Below are 25,961 nucleotides of genomic sequence, written 5' to 3'. Positions count from 1 at the left end.
GGGAGCGATGTTTTGCCGTGTTGCTAGATATGGCCCCAGATCCCAGCCCTCTCCCCGCGGGGAGAGGGTTATGGTGAGGGGATAAGTGCGAGCACCGAGACCGGCTGGTGATCTTCAAATCACGCGACAGCTGGCTTTTCGTTCAGCCAGCCACCGGTAAAGCCCGCGCGTTCAAGGCCGGTGCGAAGGATCGGCGACTGGCGCATCAGGTTCCAGATCATGCCCGTGCGGGCATTTTCAATCATCATGACCAGCAAGCCCTGGTCGAGCGCGACCGAGCGGTCGTCCACCCAGCCTTCGACGCCAGGACCTTTGACGCTCGGATTGAAGCCGCCGGGGAAGCGGCCGTCGAGCAGCAGGTTCGGGTAGTTCGAAAGGATCGCCTTCGTGCCGTCGAGCGCGGCCTGACGGTCGAAGGGTAGGCAGGACAGCGGGCCCCATGGCGCGATCGTGCCGTCATCGGGTCCGAGCGGTGCGCCACGGGCGGCGTAACCTAGAAGCTTCGGAGCATAACGCAGGCTATGTTTCGTACCCGTCTGATTGGGACCATCGCAGGCCGAGAGGCCCCAGATATCCTTCCCGTAACCGGCGAAATGGTTCGGATTGCGGTCCGTATAGTCACGCTGGACTGATATTGCCGTCTGCGTATTGCGGAAATAATCGACACCCTTTTCGGCAACGTGCTTGTCGCGGATATCGCGGAAGTCGATCCAGGCGTGGGAGAACAGATGAATGAACAGCGGCCCGGCATACAGATAGGGCGTTTCCTGGAACATCATCCACGTATAGGTCGAGGCGAACGCATCGTAGCTTGACGGTGGGATCGGGTGCGTCGGCGAGCCGAGCGCCAGCACATAGAGGAAGATCGCCTCGTCATAGCCCTGATAGCGCCAGCGCAGGAAACCGCTCCCCGGCTTCCAGCCCATGCTGATCGTTGGTCCCCTGTTCAGAGCCCAATGCCAGTCGCAGCGTTCGTAGAGGAATTTCGCCTGTTTGCGGATATCCTGCTCGGTCTGGCTGTTGCCGGTGAAATAGGCTGCCGCCGTCAACACGCCGATCAGAAACAGACCGCTGTCGATGGTTGAAAGCTCGCTGTTCCACGCGCGCTTGCCGGTCTCCATGTAGAGGAAGTGGTAGTAGAAGCCGCGATGGCCGGTGGCGCCGCGCTCGGTGCCCTGCTGGCTGTCGGCGAGGAAATCGAGCGTGGTCAGCACGCGCTTGGCGGCGTCGGCCCGACTGATCCATCCGCGTTCCACCGCGACAGGATAGCTCGACAGTGCGAAGCCGACTGCGGCGATGCTGCAATGGCTCGTCTTGATCGATGTATCGGCCACCAGTCCGTTTTCCGGATTGGTATGAAGCATGAAATATTCGAACGCGGACCGTTGCAAGCGATCGATCAGTGCGTCGTCGGTTTCGTTTACCTGCTGCAGCATCGTCTATCCGTCTCCTCGGCGCTCCCATTTCCTGCTGAACATGGGAGCTTGGATAGTTGCAAATCAAACATGGTTAATAATGCCACATATTTATGGAGGATTGTTTAAGATCAGGGCCTTATGCACCGTTCATAATCAGATCTTGCCATCGATCCCGCGAGTTCAGCAGGTGTTTGGCCCATTCGAGGTCACGCGTTCCCGGTGCGCGTGTCGCATGAAAGCGGGTGATTCGATTTGGTCCCCGGCCTATTTCAATGCGGCTTCCATTCTCAGCTTCAGTCTTGTGAGGGTTCTGCCGAATATGGTGTCGTCACAAAGGGCTCTGGCGAGCGTCAATGCGCCCTGGATAGCGACAACGGCGTCTTCGGCCAGTGCCTTCGCGTCGTCGTCGTGCAGTCCGGCTTTGATCAAAGATCCGGCAAGCGCGTCAATCCAGCGCTGGAAATAGCCCTGAATCACGCTTGGGAAACGGTCTCGGGTGTCGTCAAGGGCGAAAGCTCCGATCAGGCAGATGCGGCGGCCGGAACGGAAGTAGCCTTCCGTCGTCTCCCACATGCGGGAAATGGCGACGCTCGGCTCCTCCTCTTCGAGCGGTCTGAACATTTCCGTCACGAACCAGCCGTCGATATGAGCCATGATCTCCGCTGCCATCTCTTCCTTGCCACCGGGAAAGAAGTGATAGAGGCTGCCTTTGGACAGTTTCGTGTGGGCGGTAATCTCGCTCATCGACGCCCCCTCGTAGCCGAGCTCGCGAAAGACCTCGGCGACAAGGGCAATGGCATCGGCTTTTTCGAAGACGGTGCGCACCATCTCAGAGGCCGAGTTCCGAAAGGCCGGGATGATCGTCCGGTCGGCGGCCGAGCGGCCAATGGAACTTCCGGTCTTCTTCCGTGATCGGCATGTCGTTGATGGAGGCGAAACGGCGCTGCATAAGGCCGTTGGTATCGAATTCCCAGTTTTCGTTGCCGTAAGAGCGGAACCAATGGCCGCTGTCGTCGTGCCATTCATAGGCAAAGCGCACGGCGATACGGTTGCCGTCGAAGGCCCAGAGTTCCTTGATCAGCCGGTAATCGAGTTCCCTTGCCCATTTGCGTGTCAGGAATTCGACGATCTCCTTGCGACCGCGCGGGAATTCTGCGCGGTTCCGCCATTGGCTGTCTTCCGTATAGACCTTGGAGACGCGCTCGGGGTCGCGGCTGTTCCAGCCGTCTTCCGCCATGCGGACTTTGGCGATCGCGGTTTCAAGAGTGAATGGCGGGACAAGAGGGGTCGGCATGGCGGGCTCCTTCTAAACTGATTGGTTTTTAATAGACTGATCGGTTTAGAAGGTCAAGCGGCGCGATTGGAGCTGGCGTGCCGGCTCAGCGCGCGAACTTCCTGGCACCCGCGACGCAGCCGACGACGGCGATCGTCACGACGAGCATGGACCAGCTGACGCTTTCCTTGAGCAATGCAGCAGCAAGCGCAAAGCCGAAGAAGGGTTGGAGGAACTGCAGTTGGCCGACGGCTGCGATGCCGCCTTGGGCAAGGCCGCGATACCAGAAGACGAAGCCGATCAGCATGCTGAAGAGCGAAACATAGCCAAGGCCGATCCAGGCGGGGCCGCCGATGCCGACAATGCTGTGCGGCATGGTGACGAAGCAGAGCACGATCGTGACCGGCAGGGATAGGACGAGCGCCCAGCAGATGACCTGCCAGCCGCCGAGCCGGCGCGACAGAACCGCTCCTTCGGCATAGCCGAGACCGCAGATAAGGACGGCCGCCAGCATCAGGAGATCGCCGACCGGCGAGGCCGACACGCCTTGTCCGAGCGCATAGCCGCTGACGAGCGCACTGCCGATGGCGGAAAAGATCCAGAAGGCCGGACGCGGACGTTCGCCGCCGCGCAAGACGCCGAAAATGGCCGTGGCCAACGGCAACAATCCGATGAAGACGATGGAATGTGCCGAGGTTACATGCTTGAGCGCCAGCGCCGTCAGCAACGGAAAGCCGATCACGCAGCCGAGCGATACGATCGCCAAGGGCACGATATCGCTGTGCACGGGCCGCTTTTCGCGAAAGAGGAGTAGCAGGCCCAGACCCAGCAGGCCGGCGATGACTGCGCGGATAACGGTCAGAAATAGCGGGTCGAAGTCCATGACGGCCACGCGCGTCGCCGGCAATGATCCGCTGAAGATCACCACCCCGATCAATCCATAGACCCATCCTGCCGTCGCCTTGTCCATTCATAAGCTCCTTCTTGCTCTCTCGCGGTATCGGCGAGTTCGTCTGGTCAAACCAGAGACAGTGCAGTACAATTCATGCGAACTGTTATGGATATGGATACAGTACGAATGGGTAATCTGTCGGCAACAGAGGCTCTTGGGGGCACCCGCATCGAAGGGGTAATGGCGGCGATTTCGGATCGAATCGCGGCTCGCAGCCTGGTGCCGGGGGCGCGGCTTCCCTCCGTAAGAAGCTTCGCCAAGACGATGCAGGTATCGGTTTCTACCGTGGTCGAGGCCTATGAACGGCTTGCTGGCGAAGGCGTGATCCGGTCCCGGCCGGGCTCGGGTTTCTATGTGTGTGGCCCGCTGCCGCCGCTCCTGCTGTCTGAGGCCGACGCGAACTCGGATCGCAATGTCGATCCGCTGTGGATCTCGCGTCAGTCGCTCGAGGTGGGTGACGATGTCTTGAAGCCCGGCTGCGGTTGGCTTCCGCCCTCCTGGCTGCCGCAGGCGGCGCTGCGGCGCGCGATGCGGACACTGGCGCGCGGCGATGTCGGGGCGCTCGCCAATTACGGGACGCCGCTCGGCCTGCCGCCGCTGCGGCAGCTTCTGGCCAGGCGCCTCAGCGATCACGGCATTACCGTGCCGCCGGATCAGATCCTGCTGACGGAGTCCGGCACGCAGGCGATCGATCTGCTGTGTCGCTTCCTGCTTGAGCCGGGCGATACCGTGCTGGTCGACGACCCCTGTTATTTCAATTTCCATGCGCTGCTGCGCGCGCATCGGGCCAACGTCGTCACCGTACCCTTTACGCCGACGGGGCCGGATGTCGATCTGTTCGGCCAGGCGCTCGAGCGGCACAAGCCTCGGCTCTACATCACCAACTCGGCCATTCACAATCCGACGGGCGCCGTGCTCTCGCCGGTGACGGCGCATCGCCTGCTGAAACTGGCGGATGCCTCCGATCTCATCATCATCGAGGATGATATCTTCGCCGATCTCGAGGATGTCGCGGCCCCACGCCTTGCTGCCTATGACGGGCTCGACCGGGTGATCCATATCGGCAGTTTTTCAAAGACGCTCTCCGCCTCGGTGCGATGCGGCTTCATCGCGGCGCGGCGGGATTGGATCGACGGGCTCGTCGATCTCAAGGTCGCAAGCAGCTTCAGCTGCGGACAATTATCGGCCGAGCTCGTTTATCACGCATTGAAGGATGGCAGCTATCGCAAGCATGCGGAGGCATTGCGCGTCCGACTTGCCAAGACCATGAGCGACGTGACGGCGCGGCTGGAGGCGATCGGCATTATTCCATGGTTGAAGCCGCAAGCAGGCATGTTCCTTTGGTGCCGGCTTCCCGAAGGGACGAATGCAGCCGATGTCGCCCGGGCGTGCATTGCCGAAGGCATTGTCCTTGCCCCGGGCAATGTTTTCAGCATGGCCGAGAATGCCGGCAGCTTCATGCGTTTCAACGTTGCGCAATCGACCGACGCGCGGATATTCAGCGCATTGGAAGCATCCATGCGGAGGTTGCGTCTGTAGCCGCCGGGAGGCCGAATGTGGATCGTGGCACCCGTGTTTCGAGATCAAAGAGGCCGATGCTCTTGCCATACGGAAATGATCCGTCATAGCTTTGCCACAAGGCCACGCCAATTGCGGCCGCATCTGCTAGAACCGGATAATTCTAGGCCCGTTCGACCTAAAATCTGAATTCGTTCTAGAATCAAATAAGTAGAGCATGACGTCGTCCGAAAACCGCTTACACTTTTCGGCATCATGTCCTACAGAATTTTCGGCTAAATGGGGTCGAGCGTGCGCGTTTTGCTTGTTGAAGACGACAATATCCTTGGGTCCTCGCTGAAGAAGGCCCTGGAGAAGCACGCCTATGGTGTCGACTGGATGCGCGATGGCGAGTCTGGCCTGGAAGCTGCCGAGCATTCGCATTTCGCGGCGATCGTCCTGGACATCAATCTTCCCCGGCTCGGCGGCATGGAGGTTTTGAGGCACATCCGGCAGCGCGGCAATTCCGTGCCGGTTCTGTTGCTGACGGCACTCGATTCCGTGCGGCAGAAGGTCGAGGGTCTTGATGAGGGCGCGGATGACTACCTGGTCAAGCCGTTCGATCTCGATGAATTGCTGGCCCGCTTGCGTGCCCTCATCCGCCGACGCGACGGCCGCACCGAAAGCGTCATCCGCTGTGGCGACGTAGAGGTCGATCCTTCCGCCATGGTTGCGCGCAAGGGCAGCACGCCGGTGCACACGACGGCCAAGGAGTTCCATCTCCTGAAGCTGCTGATGGAGCGCAGCGGCCGTTATGTGACCAAGAACGATATTGAATATGCGCTCTACGACGCCGAAAACACCGTCGAGAGCAACACGATCGAAGTGACGATCTACAATCTCAGAAAGAAGCTCGGCACGGATTTCATCAAATCGATCCGCGGCGTAGGCTACATGATCGAGCGATGAACAACTCCACGCTCACCCGCAAGCTGTTTCTGCGCATTGCGCCTGTTGTCGTTGTGACGATCGTCGTGATCGGCGCCTTCGCCTTCAACAGCGCGACGCGAGAGATCAACAATATCTACGATGCCCAGCTCATCGACGATGCCAACGTCATCTGGAGCCTGCTGCGCCACCCGCTGGAAAAGACGCCCGGGCATGCCGCGAAGCAGATCGACGACATCGACTTCAACATGGACAATCAGCTGGCCTTTAACGAGGATGCCGACGACTACGCCGATGCGCATATGTTTCGCGCCTGGGTCGACGGCAAGATCCGCTTCTACAGCAGCACGGCCTTTCTGTCCGACGTGCCGCAGCAGAAGGTGGGGTTCACGACACTGACTTATGGCGGCGAGGATTGGCGCATCTATTCGCTGCCCATTCCGAACACGACCATCGTGATCGAGCTTGGCGAAAAGATCGAGCTGCGCGAGACCCTCGTTTCCAACATTCTCCTCAATCTCTTCTTCCCGCTGCTGATCCTCGTACCGGTCATCGGCTTTCTGATCTGGCTCGGCATCAATAGCGGCCTGCGCACCATCCACGGGCTGGTGCGGCAGATCCGCACCCGCTCGCCGGACGATCTCTCGGCCATCCCGGTCGAAAGCCTGCCGCGCGATCTCCTGCCGCTCGGCCGCTCGATCAACCAGCTGCTGGAGAAGCTTGGCCGCTCGCTGACGCTGGAGCGGCGCTTTTCAGACCTTGCCGCGCATCAGCTGCGCACGCCGCAGGCCAGCGTGAAGCTGCTCCTGCAGATGCTTGGCAACAGCGAAAACGAGCACGAGCGGCAGGCAATCATTGCCGACCTCGTGGCGAGCAACAACAATGCCACTTACCTCATCGAGCAGCTTCTGCGGCTGGCAAGGGTGAGCCATCATCCCCTTAATCCGACCTCGGTGACGCTTCATCATCTGGTGGCGTCGGTGCTTGCCGAATTCGGCAAGATCATCACCAGCCGCGAACTCGACGTCGCGCTCGAAGGCGACGAAGAGGTTCAAGTCAAGACAGACGAATCCCTCATGCGCATGATGGTCAGCAACCTGCTGGACAATGCCATCAAATATACACCCGTCGGCGGGAAGATCAGGGTTGCGATTTCTTCGGACGATGGCGTCGGGCAGATCTCGATCAGCGACAGCGGGCCCGGTATTCCGCTTCAGGAGCGCGAGGCGGTGTTCCAGCGGTTCTATCGGCTCAACACGCTTCATACCGAAGGCGCCGGGCTTGGCCTTGCGATTGTCGCCGATACCGCCGACCGGCTTTCAGCGACCGTCGAGCTTTCCACGCCACGGTGGAGCAAAGGTCTGCAAGTAGACCTGAGATTGCTCGCGGGCTGAAAATCAACTTCCCATCGTTTTTCATTTTCGCTTCATTTTCCCCTCATGCCCGGCTCATCCAAGGTTGTTAGACGCAACTTGGGATAAGGCGAAAGGGTATTTCATGCAGGTGTTTTGCGATTTTGATGGAACCATATCCATCGAAGACGCGACGGATATGGTGTTGACACGTTTCGCCGGTTCCGAGTGGGAAGATATCGAGCAGCTGTGGAAGCAGGGCCAGATCGGTTCGGGCGAATGTATGCGCCGGCAGATCGCTCTTATTCAGGCAAGCAGGTCGGAGCTTGACCAGTTTCTCGACACGGTGTCGATCGATCCGGGCTTCGAAGGCTTCCTCTCTTATTGCCGCAGCGGCGAATTGCCCGTGACCGTCGTCAGCGACGGCGTCGATTACTTCATCCGCCGGATCCTGGCGCGTCACGGCATCAACAGCTTGCCGATCGTTGCCAACGTGCTCACCTGCAGCGTTACCCAGGGCCGTGAGGCCTATTCGCTGTTCCCGCCGTTTCAGGCGACGGGCTGCGTGTCCGGCGCCGGCGTCTGCAAATGTCGCGTTGTCGATAGCAACGACCTTCAGGTCTATATCGGTGACGGGCGAAGCGATTTTTGCGTTTCCGATAAGGTCGACCTCGTGTTCGCGAAGGCCAAGCTTGTCGATTACTGCGAAGAAAACGACATCCCCTATGTCGGTTTCGAAGACTTTTCCGATCTGCTTCCAAAGATGGAAGCCGTTCTCCCGAGCGTCGAGCGACGCTCCCGTGCGCTGCCGCATTTCAAGACAGCGTGAATTTGACCGAGAGGCATTGAATGAAAACGAACATAGCCGAAGCCTTCAGCGGCGCGACCGAGTCCGTCCGCTCCGAAGAAGAATTGCGCGCGCTTGAGGAAGTCTATTGCTCCCATGGCGATACGGTTCATTATACCGACAAGCCGAAATTCTTCGAAGGATGCGAAGGCTCCTTCGTGTATGATCGCACGGGAACGCCGTTCCTCGATCTGCAGATGTGGTATTCCGCCGTCAATTTCGGCTATCGCAACGAGCGTCTGAATGCTGCCGCTCATCGCCAGCTCGACGTGTTGCCGCAGGTCGCCTCGCAGTACCTGCACCGCGAGAAGGTCGAGCTTGCAGCGATGATCGCCCGGGATGCCGAGAGCAAGTTCGGCTACAAGGGCCGCGTTCACTTCAACGTCGGCGGCTCGCAGGCCGTCGAGGATTCGCTGAAGCTGGTGCGTAACTACACCGGCGGCAAGAGCCTGATGTTCGCCTTCGAAGGAGGCTATCACGGCCGTACGCTCGGCGCTTCGGCGATCACCTCGAGCTACCGCTACCGCCGCCGTTACGGCCACTTCGGCGACCGCGCGCAGTTCGTCGAATTCCCCTACTACTTCCGCGGCCCGAAGGGCATGTCGAAGGAAGAATACGGTCACTATTGCGTCCAGAAGTTCGCCCGCCTGTTCGAGAGCGAATATAACGGCGTCTGGGATCCGAAGGCCGGCAAGTCAGAATATGCCGCCTTCTACATCGAGCCGATCCAGGGCACCGGCGGCTATGTCATCCCGCCGATGAACTTCTTCGTCGAACTGAAGAAGGTGCTCGACGATCACGGCATCCTGCTCGTCGTCGACGAAATTCAGATGGGCGTCTATCGTACCGGCAAGCTCTGGTCGATCGAGCATTTCGGCGTTTCGCCGGATGCGCTGGTGTTCGGTAAGGCCATCACCAACGGTCTCAACCCGCTTTCCGGCGTCTGGGCTCGCGAAGAGCTGATCAATCCGACCATCTTCCCGCCCGGCTCCACGCATTCGACCTTCGCCAGCAACCCGATGGGTACTGCCGTCGCGCTCGAAACGATGAAGATGCTGGAAGAAGAAGATTTCGGCGCTGCCATCATGGAAAAGGGCGCGCACTTCCTCGACGGCCTGCAGCAGCTGCAGAAGCGCCACGCCATCGTTGGCGAAGTCGATGGTCTCGGCCTCGCACTGCGCATGGAAATCTGCGAGGAAGACAGCTACACGCCTAGCAAGGCGACGATGGACTGGATGTGCGACGAAGGCATGAAGGGCGATCTTCAGGTCGGCGGCAAGACCTACGGCCTCGTGCTCGACGTCGGCGGCTACCACAAGAACGTCATTACCTTCGCGCCGAACCTGCTCATCACTCGCGAAGAGATCGATCTGGCGCTTGTCCTGCTCGATCAGCTTCTGACGCGCGCTGCCCGGAGATAAGACGGTGCAACTCCTGCTTCTTCATCTCGATGACGCATTGGAGTTGCAGCCGGATTTCGTGCGCGCCTGCAAATTTGCCGGCGCGCACCAGTATTTCGACAAGAACGCGGGGCGTACGGTTCGGCTCTGGGGCAAGCAGAATGCCCTTGCCGAACTCGGTCGCGAAATCGTCAAGAATACGCCAGCAACCGGCAAGGATCCCCAGCTCTGCTTCATGGGTTCCGGCGACTTCCATCACATTACCGCATTGCTTCTCGAGGGCGCACTGGAACGGAATCCCGGTCCGGCGACGCTGATCCATTTCGACAACCATCCGGATTGGGTCACCTTCGACGGCGGCATGCACTGCGGCTCGTGGGTCAACAGCGCCCTTGCCAATTCGAACATCCAGAAGGTCATCACGATCGGCGTCTGCAGCCACGATCTTCGCAGTCCCGAGCGCAAGGGTGCCAATCTGCACTGGCTCGGCGAAGGCAAGCTGGAGCTTTACCCATACGAGCATCCGCCGAGCCGCGTCGTTGCCGATTACGGCAATGGCGCCAGCTATCGGCAGGAAAAAGGTGCGTTGCACTGGAAGTCGATCTCGGAGATCGGCGAGGAGAATTTCATCGACCGCATGCTCAGCCGCATTCGCACGGAAGCGGTTTACGTGACGATCGACAAGGATGTGCTGGCTGCGGACGACGCCGTGACGAACTGGGATCAGGGCCGCATGCGGCTGCCCTATCTGCTGGCTCTGATCAGCGAAATCGGCAGCCGTCATCGAATCATCGGTGCGGATGTCATAGGCGATTATTCTGTTCCGAGTTATGCTGGCGGTCTGCGGACCCAGTTCATGAAGCGAGCTGAGATCTTCATCGACCAGCCTCGTGTCCGGCAGGGGGCCGAAACGACCAGAAACATCAACAGCGCCGCCAATCATGCGCTGCTTGAAGTGCTGGCGGAGTATATGGAATGAGCGGCATCCTGACACTTCCCATGCTCGGGCTGATCCTCTTCTGCATTTTGGCGGAGACGGCTCGCGAGGTCTGCTTCAAGCAGTCCGCCAACGAGCATGCCCTCCTTTCGGCGATGGCCAGGCCGATCACCTGGCTCGGCATCGTTTTTTGGGCTGTGGAGCTTTTTGCCTGGACTGCGGTTCTGGAGCATGTTCCCCTCACCATCGCATTTCCCCTCATGGCGCTGAGCTACGTTGTGATCGTATTCGCCGGCGCCTTTATTTTTAAAGAAACCATCAACCTGCGCCACGCGACGGGCGTGTTTCTCGTGACCGCCGGCGTGGCCTGTGTGGGAGTTACCGGATTATGAAAATCTTTGCGCACACCAGATGGGATGTGGCGCCGGTTCTTGCTGCCGTTGCGCATCTCGCTTTCGACGTTTATCTGATCGTCGGTTTCGAAAGCCGCCCTTTGTGGGTTTCGGTCATCCTCGGCAGCCTTTATGCCGTGTCGATTTCCTGGAACATCAACAGCATATCGCACAACTTCATCCATACGCCCTATTTCAAGCCGCGCTGGATGAACTACGGCTTCAGCTTGCTGGAATCCGCCGCGATCGGTTTCTCGCAGACCTATTATCACTGGGTGCATATGCGCCATCATTCCGGCAACAGCGACCGGCCGGACGAAAAGGGCGACACCATCGACCTGCTGTCGATCTATCGCCATGGTCATGACGGCAAGCCGGAGAACGTTTGGTCCTATACGTTCCTGAGCTTCTTCCGCGATAGCCTCGGCGACATTCATAAGGCCATCGCTCGCAATCGTCCGTTCGATGCGGCCTGGGGCCGGTTCGAACTGTTCTTCTTCCTGGCTCTTGCCGCCGCCGCACTTCTTTACGACTGGAAGGCCGTGCTGTTCTTCGTACCGTTCTACTATCTCGGCAACTGCCTGTCGTCGCTGAATGGTTACTACGAGCATCTGCATGGCGATCCCGACGAGCCGATCGCCTGGGGCGTTTCGAGCCACAAGCCGTTCTACAACTGGCTCTGGTTCGGCAATGGCTATCATGCAGAGCATCATTACCGCCCCCGTACACATTGGACGAAGCTCCCTCAGCTGCACGAGCAGATCAAGGACGAGCAGGAAAAGGCCGGCACGCATGTCATCAGCACCTGCCATGCCCTTGGCTTCATGGCCAAGGAGAACCGGCAGTCGGAGCTCTCACATGAAAGCTGATGAGTTGAGCTTCCATATGGAAGGCTCAAATGGAAAAGGCATTCTTCTCGTGCATGGGCTGACGGGTGCGCCAGCCGAAATGAAGCTGATTGCCCGCCATCTCAACCGTCGAGGCTACAGCATTTATGCGCCTCTTCTGGCGGGTCACGGCGTCGATGCGAAAACATTGCGCGGCACCCGCTGGGAGGACTGGCTAGAAAGCGTCGTCGAAGGGGCAGCCTTGCTGGCGACGAGGACCCAGGAGGTCTTCGCCGCCGGTATCTGCGTTGGCGGGAAGCTGGCGATGCTTGCCGCCGAGCAGCAGCCGCGCACCATTGGCGCAGCGGCGATCTATTCGCCTTGCTTCAGGTATGACGGCTGGGACGTTCCCTTCTACTATCCGCTGCTCTCGTCGCAGATCGGTTGGCTTTCGCGCGTGCCCTTCCTCGATCGTCTGAATTTCAGCGAGACGAACTCGCTCGGGATCAAGGACGAACGGATGCGGCGGCTGATCGAGGGCATGGCAAGCGAGGGCGTTCTGGAAAAATTCCCCGGCAAGGGCCTGGTCGAAATGCACCGACTGGGCAAAACCCTGAAGGGTATCCTGCCGAAGATGCAGACGCCGACGCTGATCCTGCATGCCGAGGACGACGACCTCGCCAGCCCGAAACACGCCCGCTATATTTCAGATCACATCGGCAGCCCGCATGAGCTGAAGTGGATCAAGGACAGCTATCACATGATCCATGTCGACCGACAGCACCGTCAGGTGGCCGATTTTACCGCGGAATTCTTCGAGGCGCGCCATGTCGCAGCCGCAGCTTAAGCTCGTGCCCAAACCAGCCGGCAATCCAGTAACGGAAGCTCATTCCAGCATCCGCTCGATCGGCCGTGACGCATGGAATGCCTGCTTCCAAGGCCAGGTCGAGGACTATGATTGCCTGCTTGCCATCGAGGAAGCTGGTATCGAGGGTTTCGAGTGGCGTTATATCACCGTCGTCGAAGACGGGCGCATCAGTGCTGCCATGCCGGCCTTCCTTTGCCTTTATGCGCTTGACACGACGCTCGAAGAAGGCGGCTTGCGCCGGGCCGTCCGCCGTGTGCAGGGCATTTTCCCGAAGTTCCTGAAACTGCGCCTTGCCTGCCTCGGCTCGCCTTGCACCGAGACGGGAGCGATCGGCTTCCACCCCGATGTTCCGCAGGAGCGCCGCAGCGCGCTGTTTGCGGAGCTTGTCACCTTCTTCGAACGCTTTGCGGCGAAAGAAGGCTGCTCGCTGGTCGGATTGAAGGACATTCCTGAGCCGACATCGGCCGAGTTCGGAACCGTGCTGTCCACCCGCGGCTATGCCTCGATCGGCGGTTTGCCGACGGCCTGGCTCGACGTCGACTTCAAGACGATCGACGAGTATCTCGCACGGCTCTCTTCCGGCACCCGCAAGGACATGCGCCGCAAGATGAAGTCCTTCGAGCAGGTGAAGGTCGAGATCAGGACCGATTTCGGCGAGTTCCTGCCGCAGGTCATGGCGCTCTACCACGATACGCGCAATCGCAGCGACTGGCAGTTCGAGGAGCTTACTCCGGAATATTTCCAGGGAATTCTCGATCGTATGAGCGGGCGCTCCTACTGCGCCTTCTACTTCGCTGAAGAAACATTGCTGGCCGCCAATCTCATCGTGCATGACGACCGCGTCGCCATCGACAAGTTCTTCTGCATGGATGGCGAAAAGGGGCGGCCCTATAACCTCTATTTCCTCAGCTGGTTCACCAATCTGCGTTATTGCCTGGATCACGGCATAAGCCGGTACCAGAGCGGCCAGGCTTATTATGAAAACAAGGTGCGCCTCGGCAGCAAGCTGACGGCGAATGCGATGTTCTTCCGCCATCGCAACCCTGTGCTCCAGGGGCTGCTGCGACTGGTGTCGCCGCTGTTCTCCACAGATGAGGCGGATGCGTAATGTCGATGCGTCTTTCCTGGCTGGCCGTGCCGGTGCTCAACACCTTGTTCCAGTTTTTCATCAAGCTCGGTGCGGAGGAACTGGGGCATGGCGACGTCGAGGCATGGCTGTGGCAGGCGCTCTCCTCCTACTGGATATTGGCGGCGATCGCCGTCGAAGTCGTTACGTTCTTCATCTGGATGAATGTGCTGGCCGAGCTTGATCTCAGCCGCGCCTTCCCGCTTTCGGGGATCAGCTATGTGCTGATCATCGCAACCGGCTGGTTCGTCTTCGACGAAAAGGTGGTGGCGCTGCAATTGGTCGGTAGCGGCTTGATTCTTGCGGGCGTCTGGCTGATCGCAGGCGCCAGTGTCGAAAAGAACGGCGATCATGGCGATGCGGAGGAGAGCCATGGCGAGACAAAAAGAGACCAAAACGATTGGGACGCCAAGCGCGATGAACTGCGCACGGGGACTGGCAAGGATAGGTAATGACCAACGTGCAGCAAGCTGACAACAGCTCGAAGGGTATTTTCTCCAGCCTTGTCGACTGGTGCGTGAAGCGCGCGCTGTCGTCCATTGTCACGCGCGGCGCGCTGACGGTGACGACGGCAAGCGGCCGCGTTCTGACGTTCGGCGACGGCACCGGGCAGCCCGTTCGCGTCCGCTTCACCGACGACCGGGCCGAATGGATCCTCCTGATCGACGCCGATGGGCGGCTTGGGGAGCTCTACATGGACGGCCGGTTTATCGTGGAGCAGGGCACGCTCTATGATTTCGTGGCGATGATGCTGCGCGAGGCGCAGAACAGCACGCATCCTCTGATCGCCCGTATCATCGACGATATCAGAACCCGGCTGCGGATCTTTCGCCACCGCAACATGCCGGGTCGCTCGAAGGCCAATGTCGCCCATCACTACGATCTGAACGGCCAGCTCTACGAGCTTTTCCTCGATCCGGACCGGCAATATTCCTGCGCCTATTTCGAACATGCCGGCCAGTCCCTGGACGACGCGCAGATCGCAAAGAAGAGGCATCTTGCCGCCAAGCTCCTGATCGAACCCAAGCACCGAATTCTCGACATCGGCTGCGGCTGGGGCGGCCTGGCGCTGCATATGGCCGAGCATGCACCCGGCGGCCAGGTTCTCGGCGTCACGCTCTCCGAGGAGCAGCATGAATATGCCACCAGGCGCGTGACCGAAAAGGCGGGCGGGACGCCGGCAAAGGTTGAGTTCGCGCTCAGGGATTATCGCAGCCTGACCGGCCGCTTCGACCGGATCGTTTCGGTCGGGATGTTCGAGCACGTCGGCCTTGCCTCCTATCGTACCTTCTTCCGCAAATGCGCGGAGTTGCTCGAGGATGACGGCGTGATGGTGCTTCACACCATCGGCTGCTCCGCGACGCCAGGCTTCACGACGCCGTGGCTCGACAAGTACATCTTCCCGGGCGGCTATATTCCGGCGCTTTCGGAAATCGTTCCCGAAATCGAGGCGGCAGGGCTCGCAATCACCGATGTCGAGATATTGCGTTTGCATTATGCGATGACGCTCGAACACTGGCGCGAGCGTTTCATGGCGCGCTGGGACGAGGTCGCCAAGCTTTATGACGAACGCTTCTGCCGCATGTGGGAGTACTATCTGTCGACGGCGGAAGCCGCGTTTCGTTACGAGGATCTCGTCGTCTTTCAGATCCAGATCGCCAAGCGCAACGACATTATTCCGCTGACGCGAAACTACATCGGCGATCACGAAGCGCGCAATGGCTCAAAAATTGATGTTGAAGGTTCGGTTGAGCGTAAAGCCGATAATGTTCTGGTTGGGTGAGCCGAAGCGCGAGGTAATCGGGCTATCGGCGGCGTCGCCCACCAGACGGTTATACTTTCCGTAGACCTGCACACTCCATTCGGGCGAGAATGTGTAGGTCGCAGCGACCGTAACGCCGACGGATTTCAAGCCGCCACCGGCGTTGAAGGCGCTGACGCGGCCGTTTCTTGCCGCAAGGGCCGGCGAGATGCCGAAGTTGCTGCGCATATAGGTGCCGTTTGCCAGCGACAGTCGCGGCCCCGCCGATAGCAGCCACTTGTCTCCGACAGGCTGGAACCAGTCGAGCGAGAGATCGCCGACAAGGCCGTCGCCGCCCCAAAGGGACTGGCGCACTTCCGTGCGGAATCTGAGCTGATTGTCCCTAAACCAATATTGCGCGAAACCGCCGGCATCGAAGTCCCAATGCACCCTGCGCTGGCTCTCCAGCTGCAGATTATCGAGATTGAGACGATCGTCCCTCAAGCCGACCACTGGCCCGATTTCGAGGCCGTGGAAATCGAAGAGGCCATAGTCGAAATTGTCGTCGGGTGCACTGTATTCCGGGGTCTCGCCAAGGCGATGGATATCGAAGGATGGCAAGGCGCCGAAGCTATAGTGCTTCGATCCCTCGTAAGTCGGGCCATACTCCACCGTGGCGCCCAGCGTTACCACCCATGTGTCCGAGGTGGCTTTCTGGGAGCCTGAGGTCGTGGATGAGGCGGGAAGCGCAACGGCAGCGGATGCCGCCAGCAGGCTCAATCCGGCCGTCGCCAGCAACCGGGCGGCGAAAGATGTCCCAACACTTAACACTCTGACAATACCCGGTCCCTGATCGCCCTTGCTGCACCAATAGCACAGCTCGAGGTTCCCAAAATAGAGAAAATTTGAGAAGCATACTGTAAGGTTGACTTATTAATCGAGCGTCTTGCTCCGCCTGTGGAAAGCCGGGAGTGGCGTCTACCTGGTTTCATAGGCCGCCGCCCATAAAGGGGAGGCGATTCCGCGAGCCGGTTTTCGCCATGCCTGTGTCCAACCGGCCGAAGGCGTCCTGGACGAGATTTGGCAGGTGCTTGGCAATCTGCATAGGAAAGGCTCTCTGCGGTCCTCGGAGGCGATGAAACTTGACGGCGCTACTGCGTTCGTTTGGCGGCATCCGGGATGCTCTCCCTCATGAGCAAATGGTGCCCTGCTGTCGACGATGATCGCAAAGGGTCAGCGTGAGAATAAAGGCGCAATATTTCACGAACCTGAAACCTCGCGAAAAACGCGATCCGATTAGCGGCTTTTTGCGGTTGGATTGCATGAATTCCATCACTAGATAGCGATGGTCCTCATTTCGGACAGAACTGCGGGCGACGACAGATCGCTCCAAGTATGGAAACGGCAACAGCAAGATAGGGTAGGCAGGCGACAGGGTATGAACGATCAGGGATCTCACGACACGGGCATAATTGGACGGCTGGGCCGCTACGAGCCATTGCTGCTCCTAATGTTCGCCGCCCTTTCCGGTGGAATCCTGTTGTTCGTCTACCTGACGGGCGAGGTGCTCGAGGGAAGTACGAAGAGCTTCGATGAAGCGATATTGCTGGCCCTGCGCCAGCCGGGCGATCTGTCTGTTCCGATAGGGCCGGGCTGGCTAACCCATGCCGTCAAGGACATTACAAGCCTTGGTGGAACGACCGTGCTGGCAATGATGACGGTGCTGGTGACGATCTACCTGCTGCTGGATCGACGCCGTGCGATCGCCATCTTCGTGCTGGTGTCCGTGCTTGGCGGATGGGCGCTGAGCGCCGTGTTGAAGCTAAGCGTGGCGCGCCCGAGACCGGATATCGTGCCGCACCTGGTCGAGGTGAACGATCTGAGCTTTCCGAGCGGCCACGCAATGGTTTCGGCCGTGACCTATCTGACGCTGGCCGCCCTGATTTCCGGCACGCGTCCTCATCGGTCGACACGGATTTTCATCATCGCGGTCGGCATCCTGCTGACGTTGTTGATCGGTATGAGCCGCCTCTATCTCGGCGTGCATTATCCGACCGACGTGCTTGGAGGCTGGTGTGCCGGGGCGACCTGGGCGCTCGCCTGCTGGATTGTCGCTCGCCGCTTCATATCGCCCTCACGGCGAGCGGATGGTTCGATACGCACGGATCTGCCGCCATTGGCGTGAGAGGGGCGTCAGAGCGCCTCAAGGCTGTGGATTGGGGGTCAGCACTGGACTTCCAGTCGCGTCGCCACCAGCAGCGAATAGTCCGTGCCCTGCGGGTCGCTGAAGAACATGCTGGTCAGTGCCGCCTGATTCTCCGCCATGACTTCCTTGGGGTTGGGTCTGATGACCTTGCGCTTGCAGCGGCCCATATTCGCGCCCGAAACGGTCATGTCGTTGTCGGTAGCAAAATCGACCGCCGTGTAGAGCGTCTTGTCATAGATCCCGAAGATCGTATTTCCCTTGAGGAAGGTCTTCTGCTCGGGTTTCAGCGAAAAGGTGAGGATCAGCGAGCCGTCCTTGTAATCGGCCTGGATGGCATCGGGCTTGGCCATCGGTACCGCTTTGCCGTTGCTGGTCACGTTCGTATAGTAGCCGTACTGCGCAAGCGAATCCCTGACCGTCTTGCCGACCGCCTTGAGCTCGCTCGGCGTGAGCGTCGGATTGCCGGCCTTGTCGAAATCCATGACCACCGACGAAGAGAAGACCTCGTCGAAGCTCCAGACGTTGCGAAGCTCGCTGATAGAGCCGTCCGGCGCCGCTACGACCTCGAACTTTGCGTCGATGAAGATATGCGGATGGGCAAGCACGGGCCCGGGCAGAAGCGACAACATCGCAATCAGCAGGGGCGTCTTTCTTTTCATGCAAGCAATACCGCGTTTTGTCCGTCAGCCTGAGCCGCAGACCTGAACGTCAATTGAGACTGATTTGAGACCTGAAGAACTTCCGCAACCATCGATCATTCCGATTCGCAGAATGCGAGACATCGCGGCTTGCGGTAACTCCGCTCATCGAGTCGAAAACGACGAAAGGCCGTTACCGGCCTAGTCGTCAATACATGCTTCTGAGAAAATTGGAGCGGGCGAAGGGATTCGAACCCTCGACCCCAACCTTGGCAAGGTTGTGCTCTACCCCTGAGCTACACCCGCTCATTCCCGTCGCGATCCGGGGTAGTGTGTTGGACCGCTGGGCGTCGTCTTGCGGCGACGGGCGCTATATGGCCTAACCGTTTTTCAAATGCAACAGGGAAATGACGAGATAGCCAAGAAAAATTTCAGCTTTTTTGCCGTGGCCTTCGAAAAGCCCGGAAACGTCGGCCTTTCGCGTCTGAAAGATTGCAATGAAATTATCGGCGACGTATCAGGAGCAGATCATTTATGCCGTGAGATGCCATGACAGAGACAAGCCCGAAAACACGAGACGATCTTTTCCGATTCCTTGATGGGCTTGGCATTGGCCACAGCACCAAGGATCACGCGCCGGTCTTCACCGTTGCCGAATCGGTGTCGCTGCGCGACGAGATTCCCGGCGGCCACACGAAGAACCTGTTCGTGAAGGACAAGAAGGACAATTTCTTCCTCCTGACTGTCGAAGAGAACGCGACGGTCGATCTGAAGACCGTGCACACGCTGATCGGCGCGGCCAGCAAGGTTTCTTTCGGCAAACCGGAAAAGCTGATGGAATATCTCGGCGTCATTCCAGGCTCGGTCACGGCATTCGGCGCGATCAACGATATCGGCAAGAACGTCACCTTCATTCTCGATGCCGAGCTGATGGCGCATGATATCGTCAATTGCCATCCTCTATCGAACGACGCGACCACCTCGATTGCCAGCGCCGATCTGCTGCGCTTCATGGAGGCGACGGGACATGCGCCGCTAGTCTTGAAAGTAACGGCGTAAGGTACGATTTTAGCGCTGAGATTATCGCGAGCGGGATGTCTTCGGATGGTCCCGTCGCTTTGACGACGTCATAGAGCGTGCAACTATCCGGACCTGATGGGTTCGTAGAGGTACATGCTTTTCACAGGATCATGGATGCCGGCAGGCGGGAGACACTTATGAGCGGTCCGAACAATCCCTATAACGCTTCCTTTGGCGGGCAGATGTCGGCCTCGGCATCCTTTGGCGCTGCGCCTGTGGCATCCGGCGCCTCGCCGATCAAGGACACGACGACGGCAAGTTTCACCAAGGATGTCATTGAGGAATCGCGCAACCAGCCCGTACTCGTCGATTTCTGGGCGCCCTGGTGCGGTCCCTGCAAGCAGCTGACGCCTGTTCTGGAAAAGGTCGTCACGGAAGCCCAGGGTCGGGTCAAGCTGGTGAAGATGAATATCGACGATCATCCGTCGATCGCCGGCCAGCTCGGCATCCAGTCGATCCCGGCCGTCATCGCCTTCGTCAACGGCCGCCCCGCCGATGGTTTTATGGGTGCGGTTCCGGAAAGCCAGATCCGCCAGTTCATCGATCGCCTCGGCGGTCCGGCCGGCGGCGCTGACGATCAGGCCGCCGAAATCGCCGCCGTTCTGGAAGAGGCTGGTGGCCTGCTTGCCGCCGGCGACGTCAATGGCGCTGCCGAACTCTTCGGCGCCGTGCTGCAGGCCGATCCGGAGAACGCCAAGGCGCTCGCCGGCATGGCGGAATGCATGATTGCCGCCGGCCAGAGCCAGCGTGCCCGCGAAGCTCTTACGGACCTGCCGGAAACGCTTGCCAACGATGCCGGCATCCAGGCCGTGGTCAAGAAGCTCGACCAGATCGAGGAAGCCCGCAAGCTCGGCGATCCCGTCGCGATCGAGCATGAGCTCGCGACCAACCCCGACAATCACGAGCAGCGGGTTAAGCTCGCCAAGATCCGCAATGTCGAAGGCAAGCGTGACGAGGCGGCCGAACATCTGCTTCTCATCATGCGCAAGGATCGTGGTTTCGACGATGATGGCGCTCGCCGCCAGCTGCTCGAATTTTTCGATGTCTGGGGCCCGAAGGATCCTGCGACGATTGCCGCCCGCCGCAAGCTTTCGTCGATCCTGTTTTCCTGAACAGGCAGAGACGGCGCTGCCCTTCCTGCTCTCGAGCGCCTTGAGGCGGCCGAGAGGGAAGTGGATGGCATTTTGCTGCAAAATACTCTTGTGTTTTCGGCAGACGAGCCCACATTGTCGGGTGCGCGGCGCGAGATGGGCAACGGCCGCGACTGGATGTCGTTCCTGCGCGCCCACTGCGGCGCGCGGCGCAGTGATCTAGCGGGATGGAAACATGCAAGTAGGTAATGCCAGATATCTGAAGCCAAGCGATCTGCCTGAAACCGCCGCCGTCTTTCCTTTGTCCGGTGCCTTGCTGCTGCCCGGCGCGCAATTGCCGCTCAATATTTTCGAACCGCGCTATCTCGCCATGTTCGACGCGGCCATCACCGGCAACCGTTTGATCGGCATGGTGCAACCGGCACTTGGAGAACCGGCGGACTCGCCCAATCTCTCCCATGTCGGCTGCCTCGGCCGTATCACCTCTATCTCCGAAACCGGCGACGGCCGCTATATTACGGCGCTGACGGGCATCTGCCGTTTTCGGCTGATGGACGAAGTCACCGGTCATCAGCAACCTTACCGCACGTTCCGCATCACGCCGTTTATCTCGGACCTCAAGTCGCACCACGAAGAAGGCACCGTCGATCGCGCGGCGCTGCTTGCGGCCTTCCGCAGTTATCTCGATGCCAATAAGCTGGAGGCGGATTGGGAGAGCGTCGAACGGGCCGACAATATGATGCTGGTCAATTCGCTGTCGATGATGGCGCCCTTTGAGCCCGCCGAGAAGCAGGCGCTTCTCGAAGCTCACGATCTGAAGACACGAGCGGAAACCTTCATCGCCATCATCAAGATCGTGCTCGCGGGCTCCGGCGATACCGGATCAATCCTGCAATAGAGCATCTCCGCTTTTCTTCGAAATGCGGAGATGCTCTATCTCTTTGTTGTCACGCAATTCCGGATGGAAAACCGCTCTTCACTTTTCCTGGAATTGCTCTGGGAGTTTGTCCATGGACGTCACGGTCAGCAAGGTTGATCCGAAACTGCTCGATCTGCTCGTCTGCCCGCTCACCAAGGGGCGGCTGAGCTACGATCGGGAAAAGAACGAGCTGATTTCAGAAAAAGCGCGCCTTGCCTATCCGATCCGCGACGGCATTCCGATCATGTTGATTTCGGAAGCGCGCCGCATCGAGGATTGAGGTCCTTTCAGGATCAGGGCGCTGAATTCCATTGGGTCTGCCGGGTTTGGATCCGCCGCCATACCGTGCACCAGCGCTCAATCCGGCATTCTCGAACCCAGATCCCGATCATGCGCCGTTCCCTCGATCAGGTGTGTCAGCTCGTCCACCAGGCTGATGCGGTTTCCGCGAAACTGATAGTAGGCGATCACCTTGAGACGAATGCGCTCGCCGGTGATCTTCACTGCTTCGGCGATGTGCACCGTGGCCGCGGAAACGCCGTCTGTTACCACATGCTCAAAGTTGACGCTGCTTGAGGCAAGGTCGGCCTGAAGCGCTCGGCTGTGGCGAAGGAAGCCCTCGTAATCGAGCTGCTTTCCGTCGACCCGTTGGATGTAATCGGGTGTCAGCAACTCGGCGAATTTTTCCGGTTTGGTAGCCGGATCGGTGAAGGCAGCAAACATGCGGTGGAGCAGTTCATGAACTTCGCCTTGTGTCATCACAGCTTCGGTCGTCATCATTATCTCCATTGTGTTGTCAGGTTGGGAGTGCCTTTCATCTAGCCTGCCGGCTTTTGCCTTGCTAACGTATCAATGCCATTCAATACGGCTTTGAGGCCATGTGCGATTTCCTTATCGATCCCCTACGCCTCGATTCGACGGCGGAGTCAGTCATCCTGGTCAGTCGCCGCCAACAGGCTGAAATTCGGCGCACGGAGCGACACAGCCATGCGCGAGGTCAATTGCTTGGCACGGTGCGGGGGGTGGTCACCATCGGTACGGATCATGGCCGCTGGCTCATACCACCCGTCAACGCGGTATGGCTTCCGCCGCACATCGAGCATGATTTCGTCTCGCACGGCGCTTTTCACGGCTGGAGCGTCTATGTTGCAGAAGCCGCGTGTGCCGCCTTGCCGAATACCCCGCGGGTGATCCGCCTCTCTGGTTTGCTGAATGAGGCCGTGGCGCGAGCCGCGAGTTGGCAGGAGGGGCCATTTTCCCAAGCGCAGTGGCGGATTGCGGGCGTCATTCTGGATGAGATCGCCGTGATACCGGGAGAAGCCCTTGACCTACCCATGCCCGCTGATCCCCGCCTGCAAAGAATTGCCCGCGTCATCTCGGATACACCAGCGGAACGACGGCGCTTGGAGGATTGGGCTGTTTGGGCCGGCATCGCGCCGCGCACGCTGAGCAGGCGGTTCGTGCTGGAGACCGGCCTTACATTCAGCTCCTGGCGCCAGCGCGCACTATTGCTGCGATCTCTGGAAATGCTGGCAGCCGGAAACTCCGTAACTACGGTCGCCTTTGACCTTGGTTACGAAACGGTCAGCGCTTTTATCGAACTGTTTCGCGCGCATTTCGGCACGACACCAGCGCTGTATTTCAAGCATTCGGCCTGATTGGCCCCTTGCCCGAGATCAAATGCGCTTGCTCCGGCGCGTTCAGATCGCTTCACCAGCCAGCAGGCGCGGATTGTCCTTGGCTGTGGTCCCGGCGGCCTGGCCGATGAAGAAGGATTTGAGGCTGGGCAGGCGGTCGACGATGCCGAGGCCGAAATCGCGGGCGATGCGCAGCGGCGTGTTGTCGTTGGAGAACAGCCGGTTGAGCACATCGGTGGTCACCCCCATGCGGAAGGTGTCGAAGCGGCGCCAGGTCTGGTAGCGCTCGAGGATATTGATCGAGCCGATATCGAGGCCGAGGCGGTCGGCTTCGACGATGGTTTCGGCGAGCGCCGCCACATCCTTGAAGCCGAGATTGAGGCCCTGGCCGGAGATCGGGTGGATGCCGTGGGCGGCATCGCCCGCCAGCGCAAAGCGCGGTGCAACAAAGGCGCGGGCAAGCGTCAGACCAAGCGGGAAGGCGCGGCGATCGCCGACTGTGCGCAGCGTGCCGAGCTTGTGGCCAAAGCGGCGTTCCAGCTCCTCTTCGAAGATGAGGTCGTCGGAGGCGACCAGTCGTTCGGCATCGGAGGTACGTTCCGTCCAGACAAGCGAGGAGCGGTTGTTCTTCAGCGGCAGGATGGCGAAGGGACCGGAGGGCAGGAAATGCTCCTCCGCGCAGCCCTCGTGCGGCCGCTCGTGCTCGACGGTGACGACGATGCCGGACTGACCGTAGTCCCAGTTGACCGTCTTGATGCCGGCCATATCGCGCAGTTTGGAGCGGACGCCGTCACAGGCAACCAGAAGCTTCGTCTCCAGTGTGCTGCCATCCGAAAGGGTGAGCGTGGTCTTGCTGTCATCGGTCACGAAGCCGGTGGCGCTGAGCCCGTGGCGTATGGTGACGCCCAGGCACTCGCAGGCGCCGCGCAATGCGCCGACCATGGTGACGTTCTGCACCATATGGGCGAAGGGCTGGCCTTCGGCAACCTCGCCGTCAAAGGTGAGAAAGACCGGCCGCACGGGATCGCTGGTGCGCGAATCGGTGACGATCATGCGCGTGATCGGCTCGGCCTCCGGCGCGATCTCGTTCCAGACGCCGAGAACCTCCAGCATCTTGGATGCGGCGGCAATGATCGCCGATGCCCGCATATCCTTCTTCCATACGGATTCCGGAGCGGCCTCCACGACCATGACGTCGAGATGCGGAGCTGCCTGCTTGACTGCGACCGCTGCGGCAAGACCCACGTATCCGCCACCCACTACCAGCATGTCCAACATAGCGCTTCCCTGTGTCTTACTGTCACTTCCTGCTCTATATAGATCATCCTGTTCACGGTTCCTACCATCGGAGTTCAAGCAAAATGTCGCGAGAGACGGAAAAGCCCACCCCCATGGAAACCGTGCTGGCGACGCTCGATCTGGAAACGATCGAGATGAACCTGTTTCGCGGCAACAGCCCGCAGGTGGGCTGGCAGCGCGTCTTCGGCGGCCAGGTTATCGGTCAGGCGCTGATGGCGGCGCAGCGGACGGTTGAGGGCGATCGTTTCGCGCATTCGCTGCATGCCTATTTCATGCTGCCGGGCGATCCTTCGGTGCCGATCCTCTATCAGGTGGATCGGCTGCGCGACGGATCCAGCTTCAACACGCGGCGCGTGCTGGCGATCCAGCACGGCAAGGCGATCTTCGCCCTGACGGCCTCTTTCCAGGTTGATGAACCCGGCTTCGAGCATCAGGGAGACATGCCAGCCGTACCGATGCCAGAGGAATTGATGGATGAAGAGCAGATCAAGGCGCGCTACATCGTTCATGCGCCTGAGAATGTGCGTCGCTACTGGGCCGGCAGGCGAGCAATCGAGATCCGCCCCGTCTCGATCGAGAGCTATTTTTCCCGCTCTCAGCCGAGCCAGAAGCAGAATATCTGGGTGCGCCTGACCGGGCCTGTCCCGGATGACCGGCTCTATCAGAAGGCGGTGCTCGCTTATCTCTCGGACATGACCCTGCTCGACGTTGCCCTTAATGCACATGGCACTTCGGTCCTCGACCCGAGCATACAGGTGGCGAGCCTTGACCACGCCATGTGGTTTCATCGTCCGTTCAAACTCGACGACTGGCTGCTCTACAGCCAGGAAAGCCCCAGCGCTTCCGGCGCGCGCGGTTTCACCCGCGGCAGCCTGTTTACGCGATCCGGTGTCCTGATTGCGTCGGTGGCGCAGGAGGGCCTGATTCGCAAGAAGGCAAATGATTAAATAAGGTGCAAACCTATAAAGATGCACTTTATTTGTGCTATTGCGTTGCCGCTGAACGCCAACTTATTAGGCTTCGGCAATAAATCCGTTTAATTTCAATAATTTAAGACGGCGCTCCGAATCTGGCACGCCCTTTGAATGTCTATCTCCAGTCGCTGCTGAAACTTTCGTCGGCGGCAAGGAGAGTCGGCTCCATGCCGAGGCTAAACAAAGGATGGGAAACCAGATGAAAATTGTGATGGCCATTATCAAGCCGTTCAAGCTCGATGAGGTCCGCGAGGCCCTTACCGCTGTCGGCATTCAGGGCCTGACTGTTACCGAAGTGAAAGGCTACGGGCGCCAGAAGGGGCACACCGAGATCTATCGCGGCACGGAATATGCCGTCAGCTTCCTGCCGAAGCTGAAGATCGAGGTCGCGGTCGCGTCCGAGATCGTCGACAAGGCCGTCGAGGCCATCGCGTCTGCCGCCAAGACCGGCCAGATCGGCGACGGCAAGATCTTTGTCTACTCGATCGACCATGCCGTGCGCATCCGTACGGGCGAAACCGATTCTGAAGCTCTGTAAA

28 protein-coding genes and 1 tRNA gene are annotated in these 25,961 nt (G+C 59.5%); 20 read left to right on the top strand and 9 right to left on the bottom strand.

Annotation, left to right across the window (positions count from 1 at the left end):
- Positions 1-119: 119 nt before the first annotated feature.
- From ACIQJ2_RS19685 to ACIQJ2_RS19670, 4 genes are all read right to left on the bottom strand, one after another.
- Positions 120-1,436 carry a glucoamylase family protein gene (locus ACIQJ2_RS19685; protein ID WP_400674556.1) on the bottom strand — a complete coding sequence of 439 codons (1,317 nt, stop codon included), beginning with the start codon at positions 1,434-1,436 and terminating at the stop codon, positions 120-122.
- A gap of 246 nt (positions 1,437-1,682) precedes the next feature.
- Complete coding sequence (locus ACIQJ2_RS19680; protein ID WP_400674558.1) at positions 1,683-2,246, bottom strand: TetR/AcrR family transcriptional regulator; 564 nt, start codon at positions 2,244-2,246, stop codon at positions 1,683-1,685.
- A 1-nt stretch (position 2,247) separates the two neighbouring features.
- A complete protein-coding gene (locus ACIQJ2_RS19675; RefSeq protein ID WP_400674560.1) occupies positions 2,248-2,712 on the bottom strand; it encodes a DUF1348 family protein in 465 nt (154 codons plus the stop codon).
- 85 nt (positions 2,713-2,797) lie between these two features.
- Positions 2,798-3,661, bottom strand: coding sequence for a DMT family transporter (locus ACIQJ2_RS19670; protein WP_400674561.1), 864 nt, complete (start codon positions 3,659-3,661; stop codon positions 2,798-2,800).
- Positions 3,662-3,769: 108 nt separating this feature from the next.
- Here ACIQJ2_RS19670 and ACIQJ2_RS19665 point away from each other — a divergent pair, with 108 nt between their 5' ends.
- The 12 genes from ACIQJ2_RS19665 (at position 3,770) to ACIQJ2_RS19610 (ending at position 15,620) form a co-directional block, all read left to right on the top strand.
- Complete coding sequence (locus tag ACIQJ2_RS19665; protein ID WP_400674564.1) at positions 3,770-5,182, top strand: PLP-dependent aminotransferase family protein; 1,413 nt, start codon at positions 3,770-3,772, stop codon at positions 5,180-5,182.
- 270 nt (positions 5,183-5,452) lie between these two features.
- Positions 5,453-6,109 (top strand): response regulator transcription factor, encoded by a 657-nt coding sequence (locus ACIQJ2_RS19660; RefSeq protein ID WP_199146333.1) that lies wholly within the window; start codon positions 5,453-5,455, stop codon positions 6,107-6,109.
- A complete protein-coding gene (locus ACIQJ2_RS19655; protein WP_400674566.1) occupies positions 6,106-7,482 on the top strand; it encodes a sensor histidine kinase in 1,377 nt (458 codons plus the stop codon). Before ACIQJ2_RS19660 ends, ACIQJ2_RS19655 begins: the two co-directional genes overlap by 4 nt.
- Positions 7,483-7,585: 103 nt before the next feature.
- Positions 7,586-8,269, top strand: coding sequence for an MtnX-like HAD-IB family phosphatase (locus ACIQJ2_RS19650; RefSeq protein WP_400674568.1), 684 nt, complete (start codon positions 7,586-7,588; stop codon positions 8,267-8,269).
- 20 nt (positions 8,270-8,289) lie between these two features.
- Positions 8,290-9,708, top strand: coding sequence for an aspartate aminotransferase family protein (locus ACIQJ2_RS19645; protein ID WP_400674570.1), 1,419 nt, complete (start codon positions 8,290-8,292; stop codon positions 9,706-9,708).
- Between the two features lie 4 nt (positions 9,709-9,712).
- The gene (locus ACIQJ2_RS19640; protein WP_199146341.1) at positions 9,713-10,666 is read left to right on the top strand and encodes an arginase family protein; all 954 of its coding nucleotides are present in this window, start codon (positions 9,713-9,715) and stop codon (positions 10,664-10,666) included.
- Positions 10,663-11,016, top strand: a complete 354-nt coding sequence (locus ACIQJ2_RS19635; RefSeq protein ID WP_400674571.1) for a permease — start codon at positions 10,663-10,665, stop codon at positions 11,014-11,016. Before ACIQJ2_RS19640 ends, ACIQJ2_RS19635 begins: the two co-directional genes overlap by 4 nt.
- Positions 11,013-11,885, top strand: a complete 873-nt coding sequence (locus ACIQJ2_RS19630) for a fatty acid desaturase family protein (RefSeq protein WP_400674572.1) — start codon at positions 11,013-11,015, stop codon at positions 11,883-11,885. Before ACIQJ2_RS19635 ends, ACIQJ2_RS19630 begins: the two co-directional genes overlap by 4 nt.
- Positions 11,875-12,690 carry an alpha/beta fold hydrolase gene (locus ACIQJ2_RS19625; RefSeq protein ID WP_199146347.1) on the top strand — a complete coding sequence of 272 codons (816 nt, stop codon included), beginning with the start codon at positions 11,875-11,877 and terminating at the stop codon, positions 12,688-12,690. The genes ACIQJ2_RS19630 and ACIQJ2_RS19625 overlap by 11 nt, the downstream gene beginning before the upstream one ends.
- Entirely contained in the window at positions 12,671-13,819 is a 1,149-nt protein-coding gene (locus tag ACIQJ2_RS19620) for a GNAT family N-acetyltransferase (protein WP_199146349.1), read from the top strand. Before ACIQJ2_RS19625 ends, ACIQJ2_RS19620 begins: the two co-directional genes overlap by 20 nt.
- Positions 13,819-14,289: an EamA family transporter gene (locus tag ACIQJ2_RS19615; protein ID WP_199146351.1), complete on the top strand. Its 471-nt coding sequence runs from the start codon at positions 13,819-13,821 to the stop codon at positions 14,287-14,289. The genes ACIQJ2_RS19620 and ACIQJ2_RS19615 overlap by 1 nt, the downstream gene beginning before the upstream one ends.
- A complete protein-coding gene (locus ACIQJ2_RS19610) occupies positions 14,289-15,620 on the top strand; it encodes a cyclopropane-fatty-acyl-phospholipid synthase family protein (protein ID WP_199146353.1) in 1,332 nt (443 codons plus the stop codon). The genes ACIQJ2_RS19615 and ACIQJ2_RS19610 overlap by 1 nt, the downstream gene beginning before the upstream one ends.
- Here ACIQJ2_RS19610 and ACIQJ2_RS19605 read toward each other — a convergent pair.
- The gene (locus ACIQJ2_RS19605) at positions 15,561-16,409 is read right to left on the bottom strand and encodes a MipA/OmpV family protein (protein WP_199146355.1); all 849 of its coding nucleotides are present in this window, start codon (positions 16,407-16,409) and stop codon (positions 15,561-15,563) included. The genes ACIQJ2_RS19610 and ACIQJ2_RS19605 overlap by 60 nt on opposite strands.
- Before the next feature lie 607 nt (positions 16,410-17,016).
- On the opposite strand from ACIQJ2_RS19605, the gene ACIQJ2_RS19600 reads away from it, so the two are divergent.
- Entirely contained in the window at positions 17,017-17,763 is a 747-nt protein-coding gene (locus ACIQJ2_RS19600; protein WP_400674578.1) for a phosphatase PAP2 family protein, read from the top strand.
- A gap of 38 nt (positions 17,764-17,801) precedes the next feature.
- Here ACIQJ2_RS19600 and ACIQJ2_RS19595 read toward each other — a convergent pair whose 3' ends face one another.
- Together ACIQJ2_RS19595 and ACIQJ2_RS19590 are read right to left on the bottom strand one after the other, a co-directional pair.
- Positions 17,802-18,443: a DUF1007 family protein gene (locus tag ACIQJ2_RS19595; protein WP_199092341.1), complete on the bottom strand. Its 642-nt coding sequence runs from the start codon at positions 18,441-18,443 to the stop codon at positions 17,802-17,804.
- A 210-nt stretch (positions 18,444-18,653) separates the two neighbouring features.
- Positions 18,654-18,728, bottom strand: a tRNA-Gly gene (locus ACIQJ2_RS19590).
- 243 nt (positions 18,729-18,971) lie between these two features.
- Between ACIQJ2_RS19590 and ACIQJ2_RS19585 the strand changes: the two genes are divergently transcribed.
- From ACIQJ2_RS19585 to ACIQJ2_RS19570, 4 genes are all read left to right on the top strand, one after another.
- On the top strand, positions 18,972-19,481 hold the full coding sequence (locus ACIQJ2_RS19585; RefSeq protein WP_199092343.1) for a prolyl-tRNA synthetase associated domain-containing protein: 510 nt from the start codon (positions 18,972-18,974) through the stop codon (positions 19,479-19,481).
- Positions 19,482-19,639: 158 nt separating this feature from the next.
- On the top strand, positions 19,640-20,614 hold the full coding sequence (gene trxA, locus ACIQJ2_RS19580) for a thioredoxin (RefSeq protein WP_400674581.1): 975 nt from the start codon (positions 19,640-19,642) through the stop codon (positions 20,612-20,614).
- Positions 20,615-20,828: 214 nt separating this feature from the next.
- The gene (locus ACIQJ2_RS19575; RefSeq protein WP_199146363.1) at positions 20,829-21,491 is read left to right on the top strand and encodes an LON peptidase substrate-binding domain-containing protein; all 663 of its coding nucleotides are present in this window, start codon (positions 20,829-20,831) and stop codon (positions 21,489-21,491) included.
- A gap of 112 nt (positions 21,492-21,603) precedes the next feature.
- Positions 21,604-21,792: a Trm112 family protein gene (locus ACIQJ2_RS19570; protein ID WP_037154712.1), complete on the top strand. Its 189-nt coding sequence runs from the start codon at positions 21,604-21,606 to the stop codon at positions 21,790-21,792.
- A gap of 77 nt (positions 21,793-21,869) precedes the next feature.
- Here the strand turns inward: ACIQJ2_RS19570 and ACIQJ2_RS19565 are convergent, their stop codons facing one another.
- On the bottom strand, positions 21,870-22,289 hold the full coding sequence (locus tag ACIQJ2_RS19565; protein WP_400674585.1) for a nuclear transport factor 2 family protein: 420 nt from the start codon (positions 22,287-22,289) through the stop codon (positions 21,870-21,872).
- Between the two features lie 101 nt (positions 22,290-22,390).
- Here ACIQJ2_RS19565 and ACIQJ2_RS19560 point away from each other — a divergent pair, with 101 nt between their 5' ends.
- Positions 22,391-23,170 (top strand): AraC family transcriptional regulator, encoded by a 780-nt coding sequence (locus ACIQJ2_RS19560; RefSeq protein WP_400674587.1) that lies wholly within the window; start codon positions 22,391-22,393, stop codon positions 23,168-23,170.
- Between the two features lie 42 nt (positions 23,171-23,212).
- Here ACIQJ2_RS19560 and ACIQJ2_RS19555 read toward each other — a convergent pair whose 3' ends face one another.
- The gene (locus ACIQJ2_RS19555; RefSeq protein ID WP_400674590.1) at positions 23,213-24,427 is read right to left on the bottom strand and encodes a ubiquinone biosynthesis hydroxylase; all 1,215 of its coding nucleotides are present in this window, start codon (positions 24,425-24,427) and stop codon (positions 23,213-23,215) included.
- An 83-nt stretch (positions 24,428-24,510) separates the two neighbouring features.
- Between ACIQJ2_RS19555 and tesB the strand changes: the two genes are divergently transcribed.
- Together tesB and ACIQJ2_RS19545 are read left to right on the top strand one after the other, a co-directional pair.
- Positions 24,511-25,395, top strand: a complete 885-nt coding sequence (gene tesB / locus ACIQJ2_RS19550) for an acyl-CoA thioesterase II (protein ID WP_400674592.1) — start codon at positions 24,511-24,513, stop codon at positions 25,393-25,395.
- 214 nt (positions 25,396-25,609) lie between these two features.
- Positions 25,610-25,960 carry a P-II family nitrogen regulator gene (locus ACIQJ2_RS19545; protein ID WP_034509110.1) on the top strand — a complete coding sequence of 117 codons (351 nt, stop codon included), beginning with the start codon at positions 25,610-25,612 and terminating at the stop codon, positions 25,958-25,960.
- The last annotated feature ends 1 nt before the right edge of the window (position 25,961 follow it).

Origin of the sequence: Rhizobium sp. NPDC092011 (genome assembly GCF_044756305.1) — a bacterium.
GTDB lineage: Bacteria > Pseudomonadota > Alphaproteobacteria > Rhizobiales > Rhizobiaceae > Rhizobium.
This window is presented reverse-complemented; position numbering and strand designations above follow the sequence as displayed.

Bases quoted from the DNA above. Each gene is read 5' to 3' on its own strand.
- ACIQJ2_RS19555 (WP_400674590.1), bottom strand. From the start codon at position 24,427: ATGTTGGACATGCTGGTAGTGGGTGGCGGATACGTGGGTCTTGCCGCA.
- ACIQJ2_RS19620 (WP_199146349.1), top strand. From the start codon at position 12,671: ATGTCGCAGCCGCAGCTTAAGCTCGTGCCCAAACCAGCCGGCAATCCA.
- ACIQJ2_RS19670 (WP_400674561.1), bottom strand. From the start codon at position 3,661: ATGGACAAGGCGACGGCAGGATGGGTCTATGGATTGATCGGGGTGGTG.
- ACIQJ2_RS19610 (WP_199146353.1), top strand. From the start codon at position 14,289: ATGACCAACGTGCAGCAAGCTGACAACAGCTCGAAGGGTATTTTCTCC.
- tesB (WP_400674592.1), top strand. From the start codon at position 24,511: ATGTCGCGAGAGACGGAAAAGCCCACCCCCATGGAAACCGTGCTGGCG.
- ACIQJ2_RS19645 (WP_400674570.1), top strand. From the start codon at position 8,290: ATGAAAACGAACATAGCCGAAGCCTTCAGCGGCGCGACCGAGTCCGTC.
- ACIQJ2_RS19630 (WP_400674572.1), top strand. From the start codon at position 11,013: ATGAAAATCTTTGCGCACACCAGATGGGATGTGGCGCCGGTTCTTGCT.
- ACIQJ2_RS19675 (WP_400674560.1), bottom strand. From the start codon at position 2,712: ATGCCGACCCCTCTTGTCCCGCCATTCACTCTTGAAACCGCGATCGCC.
- ACIQJ2_RS19570 (WP_037154712.1), top strand. From the start codon at position 21,604: ATGGACGTCACGGTCAGCAAGGTTGATCCGAAACTGCTCGATCTGCTC.
- ACIQJ2_RS19545 (WP_034509110.1), top strand. From the start codon at position 25,610: ATGGGAAACCAGATGAAAATTGTGATGGCCATTATCAAGCCGTTCAAG.
- ACIQJ2_RS19595 (WP_199092341.1), bottom strand. From the start codon at position 18,443: ATGAAAAGAAAGACGCCCCTGCTGATTGCGATGTTGTCGCTTCTGCCC.
- ACIQJ2_RS19685 (WP_400674556.1), bottom strand. From the start codon at position 1,436: ATGCTGCAGCAGGTAAACGAAACCGACGACGCACTGATCGATCGCTTG.
- trxA (WP_400674581.1), top strand. From the start codon at position 19,640: ATGAGCGGTCCGAACAATCCCTATAACGCTTCCTTTGGCGGGCAGATG.
- ACIQJ2_RS19565 (WP_400674585.1), bottom strand. From the start codon at position 22,289: ATGACGACCGAAGCTGTGATGACACAAGGCGAAGTTCATGAACTGCTC.
- ACIQJ2_RS19625 (WP_199146347.1), top strand. From the start codon at position 11,875: ATGAAAGCTGATGAGTTGAGCTTCCATATGGAAGGCTCAAATGGAAAA.
- ACIQJ2_RS19615 (WP_199146351.1), top strand. From the start codon at position 13,819: ATGTCGATGCGTCTTTCCTGGCTGGCCGTGCCGGTGCTCAACACCTTG.
- ACIQJ2_RS19560 (WP_400674587.1), top strand. From the start codon at position 22,391: ATGTGCGATTTCCTTATCGATCCCCTACGCCTCGATTCGACGGCGGAG.
- ACIQJ2_RS19680 (WP_400674558.1), bottom strand. From the start codon at position 2,246: ATGGTGCGCACCGTCTTCGAAAAAGCCGATGCCATTGCCCTTGTCGCC.
- ACIQJ2_RS19585 (WP_199092343.1), top strand. From the start codon at position 18,972: ATGACAGAGACAAGCCCGAAAACACGAGACGATCTTTTCCGATTCCTT.
- ACIQJ2_RS19650 (WP_400674568.1), top strand. From the start codon at position 7,586: ATGCAGGTGTTTTGCGATTTTGATGGAACCATATCCATCGAAGACGCG.
- ACIQJ2_RS19655 (WP_400674566.1), top strand. From the start codon at position 6,106: ATGAACAACTCCACGCTCACCCGCAAGCTGTTTCTGCGCATTGCGCCT.
- ACIQJ2_RS19600 (WP_400674578.1), top strand. From the start codon at position 17,017: ATGAACGATCAGGGATCTCACGACACGGGCATAATTGGACGGCTGGGC.
- ACIQJ2_RS19665 (WP_400674564.1), top strand. From the start codon at position 3,770: ATGGGTAATCTGTCGGCAACAGAGGCTCTTGGGGGCACCCGCATCGAA.
- ACIQJ2_RS19575 (WP_199146363.1), top strand. From the start codon at position 20,829: ATGCAAGTAGGTAATGCCAGATATCTGAAGCCAAGCGATCTGCCTGAA.
- ACIQJ2_RS19635 (WP_400674571.1), top strand. From the start codon at position 10,663: ATGAGCGGCATCCTGACACTTCCCATGCTCGGGCTGATCCTCTTCTGC.